This is a genomic window from Marinospirillum sp., from assembly GCF_044810985.1.
Classification (GTDB): domain Bacteria; phylum Pseudomonadota; class Gammaproteobacteria; order Pseudomonadales; family Halomonadaceae; genus Marinospirillum.
Genome location: NZ_CP085242.1, coordinates 2,967,372 through 2,982,280, shown reverse-complemented (window position 1 = coordinate 2,982,280; position 14,909 = coordinate 2,967,372). Strand labels below are relative to the sequence as shown.

The following is a 14,909-nucleotide window of genomic DNA, read 5'->3' as shown; positions in this document are numbered from 1 at the left end:
TGTTGAAGTTGAAACGCCATTTTAACATAAGGCATTTTATGATGCCAGCTGAATCATGATTTTCATCTTGATCTGGATTGCTGACGACTAGCTTTCACCTCCAGAAAGCGTTAGTCTGAATTGTTGATCCATTCTTCAACTGGAGACTGAGAGGAAGCAGTTTGACTCAACGGACTCTGCATTTATCAGGTGGCATCCTGCTTTTAGCACTGGCCTATTTTCTGGCTGGTGTTACCGTCAGTCATTCCGGCCTCCAGTCCCAAATTCTCCCCCTCTGGATTCCTTCCGGCATTGCCCTGGCCGTGGGCATCAACTTTGGTTACCGACTTTTGCCGGGTGCCTGGCTGGGCAGCTTTTTCTTCAACCTTCTCCATCTGGCCGACTGGGAACTGATAAACATCAGCCTGGCTCTGGTGGCAACCTCTGCAATTATTGCCAGTGGCGTGCTTGTGCAGGCCTGGTTGGGCAGTTGGCTGGTACACAACAAGATCGGTAACCCCCTGACGACCCGTGGCGAAGGGCGCGTTATTCGCTTTATTCTTTATGTAGGCTTTGCAGTTTCCCTGATCAGTGCCAGCCTTGCCGCAATCACTCTGCACCTGATTTCACCCCCACAATACACGGCCAACACCGGCCTGCTGAACGACTGGCTACGCCGTTGGCTGGGGGATGCCTTTGGTGTCCTGCTGGTTACTCCCATGCTACTGGCCATGCTGACCTCCCGACGGGAACCCACCACCAGTGCGCTTTATCGGCGTGTGATCACTTTGTTTGCCGGCACCCTGCTGGCTGTGCTCCTGGCCAATCAGGCCTACATGATGCAAATCAACTCCCAGTTGGAGCGCAACTTTCAACGCGATGTTGATGTCTTTCACGCCAACCTCAATCTTCTTCATCAACAGAACCTGGCTGATCTGGGCAAGCTGGAGAGTCAGTTTGTCCAGAACCTGGGAATGTCCCCCGATGAATTCCAGGAAGCCACTGCAGAAATATTTGCTGACAATGCCTCGATTCGTGCTTACTCCTGGGACCCCATCATTCAGCCGGAACAACGCCAGGATTTTGAAAGCACCACACGGCAATTGCTGAACTATCCGGACTATGCCATTTATGGGGAGTCACCCAAGCCTGATGACCCCCTGATTCCGGTGCAATATGTGGAGCCCTTCAGCAAAAACACAGCCGCCCTGGGCTTTAACCTTTTATCGGTTGAGGATCGGCGTCGCTGGGTGATACAGGCCCAGAAAACCGGACGCCCGGTGGCCACCGAAATTCTGAACCTCACCCAGGCACCGGATGAACCCGGCTTGTTGATTTTACAGCCGGTTTACCTCAACCAGAAAACCGGAAATGCCGAGCTGCTCAGCACGGAAAAACGGCTGGCCGGTTTTATGGTGGGTGTCTTTACGGTCAGCCGGATGATTGAAACAGCAGTGGAATTAAGCAACCTGCAAGGTGTTCAGGTGAGTATTACCGAAGCATCAGCCGATCAGCCCTTTTATATTTCCGGGGATCATCAGGACATAACCACGCCTCTTCACCAGCAAGGTTTTACATTCAATTTTGCCCAGCAGGAATGGCGGTTTCATGCCGCGGCAGGTCTGGCTTACCAGAACCTCAGCCCGGGGGTTAACACCCTGCAGTTTCAAAGCCTTCTGGTATTGATCAGCGCCTTGATTTCCGGGGTCATTCTGGGCATGCATAACCGCGAAACCACTCTCGCACACCGGGTCAAGGAACAAACCCGCAACCTGACCTTCCAGGCGGAACACGATCCCTTGACCGGACTGCCCAACCGTCTGAAGCTGGAGCAGGATCTGGATCAGTATTTTCGTGGTCATTCCCGAATCAGCCTGATGTTTATTGGTCTGGATCGCTTCAAGTTGATCAATGACAGCCTGGGCCATCTGACCGGGGACAGTCTTTTGATCGAATTGTCTGCCCGCTGGATGCAGGAATTCCAGGGTCAGGCCGAGCTGTATCGCATGGGCGGTGACGAATTCATTCTGGTGCAAACCCTGGCTTCCGATCAGAATACCCACAGCAGCCTGGCCCTGGCCCAGCACCTGCTGGACGTCACGGCACAACCTCTGCAGGCAGCAGGCATGCATCTGCAGATCACGGCCAGCCTGGGCGTGGCTTTCAGCAAAGAGCTGGGTGAAGATGCCAACAGCCTGATCCGCAATGCCGATACCGCCCTGCATCAGGCCAAACTCAAAGGCAAAAACCGCTATCAGGTTTATCAATCCAGCCAGACGACTCAGACCCGTAAAAATTTCGAGCTGGAACAGGATCTGCGCCTGGCCATCAACACCCCGCAAGTGGTTCTGCACTATCAACCCCAGCACCGCCTGTCCGATATGCAGTTGTGCGGACTGGAAGTCCTGGTGCGCTGGGAACACCCTGTTCATGGACGCATCCCACCGGATCAATTTATTCCTCTGGCCGAGGAAACCCAGTTGATCGTCCCCCTGGGCTGGCAAATCATTGATCTGGCCTGTCGGCAGATTGCCCAGTGGCAGAACGAAGGTTTTCAGGTTCCCTGCGTGGCCATCAACATCTCACCGCAACAGCTCCTACAGTCCGATTTTATTGATCAGCTGAATACTATCGTTGATGCCTATGATCTGAGCCGCAAACAACTGGAGTTGGAAATCACGGAAACCCTGCTGCACCAGGACCCTGATTTTGCCTTTACCCAACTCAAATCCCTGCGTCTGGCCGGTTATCGCCTGGCCCTGGATGATTTTGGTACCGGCTACTCATCCTTTAATCGTTTGAAATACATGCCTCTGGATCGTCTGAAAATTGACCGCAGCTTTGTGCGCGACATCGGCAAGAATCCCAAGGATGAGGCCATTATTCTGGCCATCATCAGTCTGGGCAAAAGCCTGGATATCGAAGTACTGGCTGAAGGCCTGGAAACCCCGCAGCAGCAGAGTTTTCTGGTTGCAAATGGCTGCAACAGCGTGCAGGGCTATTTGCACGGTCGCCCCCAACCCAGCCATGACCTTGCCTTACCGGCCTGACATTATCCTGATACAAAAACTTGCTAGCCTTCATTCCCAGGCAAGGAACCTTTTGTTTGATTTACAGACTCAAGGTATTTCCCAGAGGCTTACCCCACAAGTGTTGACTCTATGAAAGACTTATTGAAATTCATTGCTTTATCTTTTCTGCTCGGACTGCTGGCTCTGCACTCTGCTTATGCCCGTGAACCTGCCGTGACTCTGGCCAGCGTGCAGGAAACCCAACTGAGTCAACGCCTGTATGCCACCGGCACTCTGGAAGCCCGGCGCTCAACCGAGTTACGCACCCAGGTGGCTGGACGCATCACGGAATTGAAGTTGCAGGACGGAGCTTATGTTGAAGCGGGCGACTTGCTGGTACAGCTGGATGATCGTGAAGTCCGCGCCCGCCTCCTGCAGGCGCAGGTCACCCTACGTGAGGCCCAGCGCCAGCTGGAGCGCTATCAACGCCTTCAGGCCAGTCAATCCATTTCCCAGGATCAACTGGATACCCAGCAGGCCGAAGTGGATACGGCTGAAGCCCAGATGCTGGCCATTCAGGCCGAAGTGGAACGCTACCGGATTCTGGCCCCTTTCAGCGGTCGTCTAGGTGAGCAGGAATTGACCGACGGCATGCTGCTGGATGCTGGCCAGACCCTGACCACCCTGGATGATTTGAGCCGGATGCGGATTGACTTTGCTCTGGCCGAAAAGCACCTGTCGCTGCTGGCAGAGGGTCAGGCCATCACCGCCCAGGTTGCCGCCTGGCCGGATCAGGATTTTCAGGGCGAACTGGTCTCCCTGGGCACCCGAATTGATCCGGTGACCCGCAACCTGCCCGTGCGTGGCCTTCTGGAAAACCCGGAGGGAAAACTGCGCCCGGGCATGCTGGCCAGCTTGACCCTTCACTCCAATCCCCGTACAGCCTTGATGGTACCGGCCCGCAGCCTGACTTATAACGCTCAGGAAAAAGCGGTGTTCATGCTGGATGATGAAGGCAAGGTCACCCGCAAAGTGGTGACCATCGGCACGACCCGCGCCGAACAAATTGAAATCATCCAAGGGCTGCAAGCCGGTGACCAGGTGATCGATCAGGGCGTGGTCAAGCTGCGCGAAGGTATGCAGGTTCGTGTGGTGGAATCCGTGGATGACGCCTCATGAAGCTCTCTGAAACGGCCATTCGTCGCCCGGTTTTTGCCCTGGTGATCAGCCTGTTGCTGATTGTTTTTGGTGTACTGGCCTGGCAGAACCTGCCCCTGCGCCAATACCCGGATGTCACCCAGCCTGAAGTCAGCATCATGACTTATTTTGACGGGGCTTCGCCGGAAGTGGTGGAACTGCAGGTGACCAACCCGATTGAAGACCAGCTTTCCGGTATTGAAGGCGTGGAATTCATTGAATCCAACACCGCCCGGGGTGTTTCCCGAATCGTCATCACTTTCAGCGAGAGCCGTGACCTGGATGCGGCCGCCAATGATGTCCGCGAAGCCGTCTCACGGGTCAGCCGCAATTTGCCGGAAGATGCCGGTACCCCCCAGGTTCGTAAAAGAGGGGGTGGAGGCGATGCCCTGCTCTACATCATTCTGGGCAGCGAACAAATGGACAGCCTTGAGCTGACCGACTATGCCGAACGCACCCTGCAGGAGCGCCTCAGTCTGGTCACCGGGGTCAGCAATGTGCGCCTGCTTGGGGAGCGCAAATACGTCATGCGCGTCGAGCTGAACCCGGCGGCCCTGAACGCCCGGCAACTGACGGCCAGCGATGTCATCAACAGCCTGCGTCAGGAAAACATGGAAGTGCGCGGCGGTGAACTGGAAGGCCCTCAGCGCACTCTGCAGATACAGGTGGAACGTGGCTACAACACCCCGGAAGAGTTTGCTCGCCTGGTGATTGCCACCCGGGATGGTGACAGCCTGCGCCTGGGTGATGTGGCCGAAGTCAGCACCGGTGCCCAGGAAACCAACCAGCTGTTCCGCTCCAATGGCCGCAATGTCATCGGTCTGGCCATAGAACCCATTTCCACGGCCAACCCTCTGGAAGTGGTGGCAGCCGTACGCGAAGAACTGGATGCCTTCCGGCCTTTCCTGCCGGAAGGAGCCACTCTGGATACCACCTACGATGCCTCTTTGTTTATCCAGAGCGCCATAGATGAAGTCTACTTCACTCTGGGCCTGTCCATGGTTTTGGTGGTTCTGGTCATCTTCATTTTCCTGGGCAGCCCCCGGGCCACCCTGATTCCTGCCGTAACGGTGCCGGTTTCCCTGATTGCGGCCTTTATCGGTCTGGCCCTGTTTGGTTTTTCCATCAACCTGATGACCTTGCTGGCTCTGGTGCTGGCGATCGGCCTGGTCGTGGATGATGCCATCGTGGTGCTGGAAAATATTCACCGCCATCTGGATGAAGGCAAGCCCCCATTGCTGGCCGCTTGGGTGGGTATCCGGGAAGTGGGTTTTGCGGTGCTGGCCACCACCACCGTGCTCATTGCCACCTTTGTGCCGATTATTTTTCTGGAAGGCACCGTCGGCCAGTTTTTCCGCGAATATGCCCTGACCCTGGCTGCTGCCGTGGCTTTTTCCAGCCTGATTGCCCTGACTCTATCCCCGGTGCTCTGCTCTCAGCTACTCAAGGCACATACCCGAGGCGAGCGCAAACGCCTGATTCACCGCGGGCTGACCGGACTCGAAAAGGGTTATCAGAAGCTGCTGAATAAAGGGCTGAAACACCGCTGGCTGGCCCTGGTCCTTCTTGCCCTGACCCTGGGTGCCACTGGGTGGGGCTTTACCCAGTTACCCAAAGCCTATGCTCCCCAGGAAGATACCGGTTCGGTGTTTGTTTTTGTTCGTGGCCAGGAAGGCTCCAGTGCTGAACGCATGAAAGCTTCCATGGAAATGGTGGAAGAGCGCCTGATGCCGTTACTGGATGGCCCCAACCTGAACAACATCACCCTGCGCTCTCCCGGCTGGTCCACCCAGGGGGATAATTCCGGCTTTTTGATTCTCAGCCTCAAACCCTGGAAGGAAAGACCCGATTCGGTGTTTGATGTCCTGCAGGAGATTCGCCAGAGCGTGGCCGACATCCCCGATGTCACCATCTTCCCCAGGGTTCGTTCACCGCTGGGGGGCAGTGGCGGGACTCCTGTGGAATTTGTCCTGGGCGGCAGCGACTATGATGAAATTCTGGAATGGACTCGCACCCTGCAGGAAGCAGCCGAAGACAACCCCGGTCTGGTCGATCTGGAAACCGATTTCAGCCAGACCCAACCGCAACTGCGCGCCAGCATCGACCGGGAAAGAGCAGCCCAACTGGGTGTTTCCGCACAGCGGATCGGGGAAACCCTGGAAGTCATGCTGGGCGGGCGTGCCATCACCCGTTTTGCTGAACGTGGACGCGAATACGATGTCTGGCTGGTCGGCCAACCCAGCAGCCTTTTGGAAGTGGACGATCTGGGCAAACTGCTGGTCAGCTCCGACAAGAGCGAGCAACTGATCCGCCTGGACAATCTGGTGAGTTTTGAAGAAGTGGGTGAAGCCGCCCGGCTTCCGCATTACAACCGCAACCGTTCCATCACCCTGTCCGGTTCCCTAGCCGAGGGCTACTCCCTGGGTGAAGCCCTGGAATACCTGGGCACCCAGGCCGCTGAACTGCTTCCCGAATATGCTGTGGTTGACTACAAGGGGGAGTCTCGCGAGTACCGTGACAGCTCGGCCGCAATAGAGCTGGTCTTTCTCATGGCCCTGGTGATTGTCTATCTGGTGCTGGCTGCCCAGTTTGAAAGCTTTGTGCATCCCTTTGTGGTACTGCTGACCGTCCCCCTGGGGCTGGCCGGAGCCATGCTGGGACTCTGGTGGACCGGCGAAACCATCAATATCTACACCCAACTGGCCATGATCATGCTGATCGGCCTTTCGGCCAAGAACGGCATCCTGATTGTGGAGTTTGCCAACCAGCTCAGGGATCAGGGGCTGGAATTCGGCAGTGCCGTGATCGAAGCGTCACGTCGGCGCCTGAGACCCATCCTGATGACGGCCATGACCACCCTGATCGGCACTCTGCCCCTGCTGCTGGCCTCCGGTGCCGGTGCTGAAAGCCGCCAGGCCATTGGTGTAGTGGTTTTCTCCGGGGTTGCCCTCGCCACCCTGCTGACCCTGGTGGTGGTACCCCTGACCTACAACCTATTGGCTCGACACACCGGCTCACCGGATGCCGTCAGCCGTAAGCTGGAAGAAGAGCAGCGCCAGGCCTATCAGCAGGAAGGAAACTCTTAGGAATCTTTGTAGGAGTCCACTCCGTGGACGATAAGATATCGCGCACGGAGTGCGCTCCCACCCGATATCGCTCGCGGAGCGAGCTCCTACACCCTACCTTCAGAGCCTGTGGTTGTGCTGTGGTTGTGCTGTGGGAGCGCACTCCGTGCGCGATCAGGTTTTCGCTCGCGGAGCGAGCTCCTACCATGCATTTCAGCAGCGCCCCACACTAAACGCCTGTATCTGGTCCAGGCTGTCCGCGCCGCAGGCCAGCATGACCAGGCGATCAAATCCCAGGGCTATGCCACTGCAGGGGGGCAATCCCGCTTGCAGTGCCGCGAGGAGTCTTGCATCCACTGCCACTTCTTCCCGGCCCAGTTCCCGACGCTGGCGGTTATCCTCAGCAAAACGTCGGGCCTGTTCTTCAGCCGAGGTGAGTTCCTGGTAGGCATTGGCCAGCTCAATGCCCTGAACATACAACTCGAAGCGCCGGGCCACCGGGTAGCCTTCTTCATCTTCAGCCACTTCCGCCAGGGCCGCCTGGCTGGCCGGGAAGTCCGTCAGGAATACCCGCCCCTGGGCCTTTAATGCCGGTTCAATCCGGTGGCTGATCAAAAGATCCAGGCAGCCATCTCTGTCCAGCAAGTCCGCATCAATACTTGAACACAGATGGCTGGCTGTACGCAGCTCTTCCAGACTGGCGGCAAAAGGATGCAGGCCCGTCCATTCAAGAAAAGCCTGTTTGTAAGTCAATTGCTGATAGTCTTCAGCGCCCAGCAGCGCATCGACCAGTTCGCGGGTTTCCTGCTGAAGTTCAGCCAGAGTCCACTGGGGCCGATACCATTCCAGCATCCAGAATTCAGGGTTGTGCCGCCAACTGGACTCACCATTACGAAAACAGGGGCCCAGTTGATAAATCGGCCCACTGCCTGCTGCCAGCAGGCGTTTCATGAAAAATTCCGGGGAGGTTTGCAGGTAGAGGGTTTGTGGCCGAGCTTGCCCTTGCAACTGGGTGGTAAAGGAGTCCAGCCAGGGGTCGGTGGCACCGGCAGTGGCCAGTACAGGTGTGCTGACTTCCAGCACCTCCCGCTCGGCAAAAAAAAGGCGGGTCGCCGCCAGCAGTCGAGCGCGCTCCTGCATTTGAGCCAGCCCGCTGCCAGGTTGCCAGTTCATAAGATGAAAATCAGGCGCGGCTGACGTATTCGCCGGTGCGGGTATCAATTTTCAGTTTTTCACCTTCATTGATAAACAGGGGCACGCGAACCACAGCACCTGTGGTCAGGGTCGCCGGTTTGGAGCCGCCCTGGGCAGTATCCCCCTTCAGGCCGGGATCGGTTTCGGTGACTTCCAGCTCAATAAAGTTAGGTGGCGTCACACTGATGGGCGCGCCGTTATACAGGGTCACTGTGTAGGCTTCCTGTTCTTTCAGCCATTTGGTGGTATCCCCCATGGCTCGGGCATCGGCACCCAATTGTTCAAAAGAACCATCGGTTTTCATGAAGTGCCAGAATTCGTCATCGGAATACAGGAATTCCATATCAATTTCCATGACGTCCGCCACTTCCACGTTTTCGCCGGACTTGAAGGTTTTTTCACCAACCCGGCCGCTCATCAGATTGCGGTATTTTACACGAGTGAATGCCTGACCCTTGCCAGGTTTGATATGCTCTATATCAATCATGGAACAGGGGTCGCCATCCAGCATGAATTTCAGACCGCCCTTGAATTCGTTGGTTGCAACGTTCGCCATAGTTATCTTCTCTGTAATGATCCTAAAACATAAAAAATCCGGTCGCCAATGATACCCAAAACCCAGGCCAGTAACCACTTAGCTCTCGTGGAAAAACCCGAAACATCCCCGTTGTGGGTGACTGAATTGCGCCAAGCCATTCGCGACCCTCTGGAACTCTGCCGGGAATTGGGCCTGAACCCGCAAGAGTTGCGCGGACAAACCCCAGGGTTACAAACCGGGGATCGTCTTTTCAAGACCCTGGTGCCCCGCTCTTTTGTAAAACGTATGCAAAAAGGCAATCCGCAAGATCCCTTGTTGCTTCAGGTTCTGCCCAGCCCGGATGAAAGCCTTGAGCAGCCGGGTTTTGTGACGGACCCCCTGCAGGAGGCCCGCTTCAATCCCTTGCCAGGGTTGATTCACAAATATGAGTCACGGGTTTTGCTGACTCTATCAGGCGCTTGTGCTATCAACTGCCGTTATTGTTTCCGCCGTCATTTTCCTTATGCCGACAACAGCCTGGGCGCTGGAGCCTTGCAGGCCATTCTTGATTACCTGAAAGCCCATCCAAAGATCAATGAAATCATCTTCTCGGGGGGTGATCCTCTGGCCACACCCGATCGGCGCTTGCAGGAAATCGTTACCCAGTTGCAAGCGCTGCCTCAAATTCAGCGATTGCGGATCCATACCCGCCTGCCAGTGGTTCTGCCTTCACGAGTCGATGCTCCACTTTTGCACTGGTTGCAGGCCACGCGCCTGAAAGTCATCCTGGTGTTGCACATCAACCACCCGCAGGAGATTAACAACGAATTAACAACAGCTCTTGGACAACTCACCTCTGCAGGCATTACTCTATTCAACCAAAGCGTGTTGCTGCGGGGAATCAATGATCGGCCGGAAATCCTGGCTGAGCTTTCAGAAAAGCTGTTTGCTGCCGATGTTTTACCTTACTATCTACACGCTTTTGATCCGATAGAGGGAGCCGCTCACTTTGCCACGGATGATACCCAGGCCAAAAACCTCTATGCCCAATTACTGGCCAGCCTCCCCGGCTATCTGGTGCCGAAGCTGGTTCGTGAATATTCTGATCAACCCAGCAAAACACCACTGGGATGGTAAACAAGAGAAGAGATAAGTTATGAGTTTGCTGCCTCTGGATTTTCCTGAGCTTTGCCGCGATCAGTTGGAGAGCTGCGCAACACGCAAAGATGCCCTGGAAGCCTGGTTGCAGAAACTGCCACTGGCCCACCCACTGGCCAGCCAGGAAAAACTCAGCCAGTTGCTGGATGAATTCAACCAACTGCATTTTCCCCCACCCAGACGTCTGGAGTGGCTCAAAATCATTGCCAGGAAGGTGAACCAGGTCTGTAAAGAACTGGATCAGGGGCACCACCTGGCAGGAGAGGGTGAGGCAGCCCAGCTTCTGGAAAAACAACTCAGCCAGGGCTACAAAAGAACCCTGAACGATCTGTTGAACCAGCGCAGCCAACTACCAACCGCTATTCTGGGGCCATCACTGCTGGAAGCTCTTTTCTATGCCCTGACCCATACCGGAGCACTGATCACCCGCTCTTGTCGCTTCAGCGTCACTGCCCCCGAAAAAATCTGGCGTGAACTCTACCTGCTCTACCGTTTGGCCTGCCAGAGCAAACTGCAACATCGGGAGGTGCAGCAAGACCAGGCTCCCCACAACTGCGAGCAGGCTTATCACCAGGCTTTATTGCTCGGCATCATTCAAGCCGAAAACCTGAGGAGTGATGAAGTCGCACTCCTCTACCCCCATCTGGGTGAGTGGGGTCAATTACTGCTACTGACTGCTGCCAACTCCCCAGATGCACAGTTTCAGGTACTGGCCAGCCGTGACTTTCTACCCCAGCGCAGCCAGGCCGACAACAGGGTCAACAGTGAACAGGACTTTGGCTTGAATACCCGCCAGGTCAGCGATGAACTGGCCCGTCAGCTGGAGAAAGAGCACTCACCTTTCAGCAACCGTTTGCTCCAGCACCTGCTGGCACTTCTGAGTGAAGCCTCGGAAAGGAATGCCCCACGATTGGAAGCCACCGGCACCATCAAGCTGGTTCTGGGTCTACGCAGTGTGCATTTTCACTTAAGCGGCAAAAAACCTTTTGAACAGCTGGCCGCAGGCGGAAATCTAAGCGTTCAAACCCGAAGCAACCCGTTTCTGCAGGAAATCCATTCGGATGATCCCTGGTCGGCTGCACATGATGCCGCTGAAAACAAAAGCACCGGCCAGGTTCAATTGGTGGACATGGAAACCACCCATCTGAGCACTTCCCTTGATGAGGAACTGGATAAACGCTACCCGACCCACCTTTTGAATCAGGTCAATACCAGCGCCACCGGCTACTGCCTTTCTTGGCCAGGAGAAGCCCCCAAAAGCCTGGCCACCGGTGAGTTGATCGCATTAAAAGAAAAGCCAACCGATCCCTGGCAGCCTGCAGTAATCCGCTGGGTTCGCCAGGCACCGGAAGGCTACCAGCTGGGCGCAGAACTTTTACCCAGCCGTATGCAGCCTTGTGCCATCAAACCCATCATCAAAATGGGGGATCCGGTCGGCTATATGCCCGGATTTCTGGTGCCTGAACTCAAGGTGCTGGGAACCCCGGCAAGCGTCATCACTCCCCTCCTGCCCTTTCGTGAAGGTCAAAAAGTGGACATCACCGCCCAGCAGGGCAAGCAGCGCGCCAAACTGGTGCGCCTGCTCAGTACGCCCGGTGAATTCAACCAGTTCCAGCTGGAAAGCCTAGGCACTGGAGGCCCCAGCCTCCAATGAAAGCTTCATGCATCGACCCAAACAGCCCCCCCTTCCACCTTAACCGGGAAGGTTTCAATGTCCACATAAGCCGGTGGTGTGAGGGCTTTGCCCGTGCGCAAACAAAAACGTGCACCATGACGGGGACAGACCAGTAAACCTGCTTCAATACAGCCCCCTTCAAAACCGCGACGATCATGTGAGCACTCATTCACCACGGCCCTTAACTCACCTTCAGCCCTGGCGACCAAAATTTCCTCACCATCCTCATTTTCAACAATTCTGAACTGGTCATTCACCAGCTCATCCTCTCTACACACTTGAATCCACGGCATTTTTTAAATCTCCTCAATCATTGAACAGGCCTCGGCCTGGCTTTAAAAATCACGTTACCCATCGCAATATTGTCATAGAGCTGACATCAAAAGGCAAAGTTGGCATGACCCCTGCATTATTAGCCAGCAGTCATACGGCTTCGTGATGGGCCAACTAAAACACGCTAATAGTTACTCTTATCATTTGCAGTTGATAATCAAAAATGTAAAATAGGGCTCCAAAGCAAGCGGAGACAGAAGTATAAGGCAAACCTATGCTGACACTTGACAACCGCTTGCAGAGATCAGAAAAAAAGACCAAGATAGCATTACATAACGACAAGAAATTAATGAATTTTTGCTGACAAGCAAAATAATCAACCCACTAAGTAAAATGAAACAGGAAGGAAGACCCATGAAAAAGACGTTAATCGCTGTATCCCTGTCCGCACTGGCTGCAGGCTCTGCAAATGCTGCTGTTACTCTGAACGAGACAGAAACCGGAAGTTTCTCCACTTACGGCAAAATCAACCTGCAATTGCAGAACAAAGATGCTGTCAACCAGATTCAGGATAATGGTTCACGTTTTGGCTTCAGTGGTGAAAGTGTCATCAATGAAGACATGAAAGCTTTTGCCAATGCTGAATTCCGTTTCAACGCTGGCTACAAAAACGACACAGCTCCTACTGTTCGCTACAGCTATGCCGGTGTTGAAGGCGGTTTTGGTAAAGTGACTGCTGGTAACTTTGATTCTGTTTACTACACTGCCGTTGCATCCTCACATGACATTCTGGAAGCTGTTGGTTATGACAGCCTGGACAATAAGGGCGAAGGTTTTAGTCTGGCCTATGAAACTCTTGACCTGAACGGCTTGAAAGTTCTGGTTGGTCTGCGCCACTTCTCGGAAGGTGATGGCACCTATCCTGCAGACAGCCTCCAAGACACTGACGATGATGGTGTAGCTGACTCGGGTACTGGCGATGAAGCCTGGAATGCCCAGGTTGCAGCCACCTATGCCCTGAGCGAAGAACTGTCTCTGGGCGTAGCTTTTGACCAGAACAACGAAGACACCTCCTTGGGCGGTGCTGACCCCATCATCGGTGCCAGCATCAACTATTCTGCTGATGCTTTTGGCGCTTTCACCGAACTGGAAAACAGTGGTGACATCATGATGCTGAATGTTGGTGGTAACTTCAGCTATGGTGCTGGCGATGTATACGGCCTGGTTGCTTACCGTGATAACGGTACAGATACCGGTATGGATCTGGCAGTTGGCGCCAACTACAACCTGAACGATGATTTCTACGTATACAGTGAGTTTGCACAGGGTAACGATGACAACTCCACTGGCGATCTTCAGGTGGCTGGTGAAGGTGTATCTGTAGTTTCTCTGGGTGCTGTTTACAACTGGTAAGCTACAAGCTTTCAAGTTCAAGGTAGTTTTAACCCCGGCTTCGGTCGGGGTTTTTTATGGCCTATATTTTTTCAACTTCATATTTCTGTCATTTTTCTGACCCCAAGCTGTCATTTACCCCTGCTAACTTGCCTCTTGAGTTGAGGACGGCGCGAAAGTCCAACCGCCTCATCCATAACCAGTTTCCCCAACCTTAATCGTTAGCAAAAGGTAAATGATGATGAAAAAAACGCTGATCGCCTCTGCTGTTGTTGCCACTCTGGGTGCTGCTTCCGCACAGGCCGCCACTATTGCTGAAACCGACACCACCAAGGTGGATATGTACGGTCGCATCAACCTGATTCTGGAAAATGACGACGGTAACAATGCAATCGCCGACAACGGCTCTCGCATTGGTTTTAAAGCCAGTGACCAGATCAACGATGATCTGAAAGCCTTTGCCCGTGCTGAATTCCGCTTTCCAGCAGATGATCGTGACAACAAAGACGACGGTGTTTTTCAGGATCTGCGCAACACCTACGCGGGTCTGGAAGGCGGTTTCGGTAAACTGACCGTAGGTAACTTTGACGGCCTCTACTACCAGTCTACATCCAGCGTACTGGATATGATGGAAAACACCGGCTACCGTGCTCTGGTGGAAGGCGGTGACCGTGCTCGTGGCGATACCATCGCTTTTGAAACGGCGGATCTAGGCGGCATGCAGTTTGGTATCGGTGCCAAGCACTATAAAGAAGATACAATCGATGGCACTGCCTACGATGAAGCCTTCAACTTGCAGGCTTACGGTCAGTTCAACCTGGTTGAAAACCTGACTCTGGCCGTAGCTTTCGATCAGAACAACGAAGATACCCCGGATGGTGGTGAAGACCCCATCATTGGTGCCCAGGCAACTTATGAGATGGACGTTCTGGCCGCTTCCGTACTTTTCGAAACCGCCGGTGACTGGATGCATATCGGTGCAGGCGGCAGCTACGGCTATGGCAGTGGCGATATCTACGGCCTGGTTTCCATGATTGATGATGGAACTGATATGGGTATGGATCTGGCCGTGGGTGCCAACTACAAATTCTCCAAATCCCTGCGTACTTACGGCGAATTTGCCATGGGTAATGACAAACCAGTACAGAATGCTGCAGATAAGACTGTTGGTGACAAAAGTGTCATGACTCTGGGCCTGCGCTACGACTGGTAAGGCCCCTTCCTGTTTCAAGGTTCAAGGATAAGAAGCCAATCAATTAACGTCATGAGCGCAGGTCAGGCAAGGCGAAATGACTCGAAAAAAGCGGAGTTTACAAGTAGTAAATGAGCATTTTGAGAGGTGTTTCAACGCAGCATCACCAAGCGCAATAGTTAACTGATGGTTTCTGAGCATTTGCCCCGGCTAACTCCGGGGCTTTTTTTATCCCCAGTGCGCCCCTCTTATCCTG

10 protein-coding genes are annotated in these 14,909 nt (G+C 54.3%); 7 read left to right on the top strand and 3 right to left on the bottom strand.

Annotation, left to right across the window (positions count from 1 at the left end; all coding sequences use genetic code 11):
* Positions 1 to 161 precede the first annotated feature (161 nt).
* From LG323_RS14070 to LG323_RS14060, 3 genes are all read left to right on the top strand, one after another.
* Positions 162 to 3,029: an EAL domain-containing protein gene (locus LG323_RS14070; RefSeq protein WP_404417478.1), complete on the top strand. Its 2,868-nt coding sequence runs from the start codon at positions 162 to 164 to the stop codon at positions 3,027 to 3,029.
* Between the two features lie 111 nt (positions 3,030 to 3,140).
* Positions 3,141 to 4,169 carry an efflux RND transporter periplasmic adaptor subunit gene (locus tag LG323_RS14065; RefSeq protein WP_404417475.1) on the top strand — a complete coding sequence of 343 codons (1,029 nt, stop codon included), beginning with the start codon at positions 3,141 to 3,143 and terminating at the stop codon, positions 4,167 to 4,169.
* The gene (locus tag LG323_RS14060; protein WP_404417472.1) at positions 4,166 to 7,273 is read left to right on the top strand and encodes an efflux RND transporter permease subunit; all 3,108 of its coding nucleotides are present in this window, start codon (positions 4,166 to 4,168) and stop codon (positions 7,271 to 7,273) included. The genes LG323_RS14065 and LG323_RS14060 overlap by 4 nt, the downstream gene beginning before the upstream one ends.
* 192 nt (positions 7,274 to 7,465) lie before the next feature.
* Here the strand turns inward: LG323_RS14060 and epmA are convergent, their stop codons facing one another.
* Both epmA and efp read right to left on the bottom strand, forming a co-directional pair.
* Positions 7,466 to 8,425, bottom strand: a complete 960-nt coding sequence (gene epmA / locus LG323_RS14055; RefSeq protein WP_404417470.1) for an EF-P lysine aminoacylase EpmA — start codon at positions 8,423 to 8,425, stop codon at positions 7,466 to 7,468.
* A 10-nt stretch (positions 8,426 to 8,435) separates the two neighbouring features.
* The gene (efp, locus tag LG323_RS14050) at positions 8,436 to 9,002 is read right to left on the bottom strand and encodes an elongation factor P (protein WP_310697689.1); all 567 of its coding nucleotides are present in this window, start codon (positions 9,000 to 9,002) and stop codon (positions 8,436 to 8,438) included.
* 117 nt (positions 9,003 to 9,119) lie between these two features.
* On the opposite strand from efp, the gene epmB reads away from it, so the two are divergent.
* Complete coding sequence (epmB, locus tag LG323_RS14045) at positions 9,120 to 10,100, top strand: EF-P beta-lysylation protein EpmB (RefSeq protein WP_404420143.1); 981 nt, start codon at positions 9,120 to 9,122, stop codon at positions 10,098 to 10,100.
* Positions 10,101 to 10,119: 19 nt separating this feature from the next.
* On the top strand, positions 10,120 to 11,775 hold the full coding sequence (locus LG323_RS14040) for a hypothetical protein (protein WP_404417467.1): 1,656 nt from the start codon (positions 10,120 to 10,122) through the stop codon (positions 11,773 to 11,775).
* A gap of 5 nt (positions 11,776 to 11,780) precedes the next feature.
* Here the strand turns inward: LG323_RS14040 and LG323_RS14035 are convergent, their stop codons facing one another.
* Complete coding sequence (locus tag LG323_RS14035) at positions 11,781 to 12,089, bottom strand: Rieske (2Fe-2S) protein (protein WP_404417464.1); 309 nt, start codon at positions 12,087 to 12,089, stop codon at positions 11,781 to 11,783.
* Positions 12,090 to 12,483: 394 nt separating this feature from the next.
* On the opposite strand from LG323_RS14035, the gene LG323_RS14030 reads away from it, so the two are divergent.
* Complete coding sequence (locus LG323_RS14030; RefSeq protein ID WP_404417462.1) at positions 12,484 to 13,482, top strand: porin; 999 nt, start codon at positions 12,484 to 12,486, stop codon at positions 13,480 to 13,482.
* A gap of 214 nt (positions 13,483 to 13,696) precedes the next feature.
* Positions 13,697 to 14,674 (top strand): porin, encoded by a 978-nt coding sequence (locus LG323_RS14025; RefSeq protein ID WP_404417459.1) that lies wholly within the window; start codon positions 13,697 to 13,699, stop codon positions 14,672 to 14,674.
* Positions 14,675 to 14,909 lie beyond the last annotated feature (235 nt).

Excerpts from the sequence above, each read along its gene's own strand:
- LG323_RS14065 (WP_404417475.1), top strand. The coding sequence starts at position 3,141 with ATGAAAGACTTATTGAAATTCATTGCTTTATCTTTTCTGCTCGGACTG.
- LG323_RS14060 (WP_404417472.1), top strand. The coding sequence starts at position 4,166 with ATGAAGCTCTCTGAAACGGCCATTCGTCGCCCGGTTTTTGCCCTGGTG.
- epmA (WP_404417470.1), bottom strand. The coding sequence starts at position 8,425 with ATGAACTGGCAACCTGGCAGCGGGCTGGCTCAAATGCAGGAGCGCGCT.
- efp (WP_310697689.1), bottom strand. The coding sequence starts at position 9,002 with ATGGCGAACGTTGCAACCAACGAATTCAAGGGCGGTCTGAAATTCATG.
- LG323_RS14040 (WP_404417467.1), top strand. The coding sequence starts at position 10,120 with ATGAGTTTGCTGCCTCTGGATTTTCCTGAGCTTTGCCGCGATCAGTTG.
- LG323_RS14035 (WP_404417464.1), bottom strand. The coding sequence starts at position 12,089 with ATGCCGTGGATTCAAGTGTGTAGAGAGGATGAGCTGGTGAATGACCAG.
- LG323_RS14030 (WP_404417462.1), top strand. The coding sequence starts at position 12,484 with ATGAAAAAGACGTTAATCGCTGTATCCCTGTCCGCACTGGCTGCAGGC.
- LG323_RS14025 (WP_404417459.1), top strand. The coding sequence starts at position 13,697 with ATGATGATGAAAAAAACGCTGATCGCCTCTGCTGTTGTTGCCACTCTG.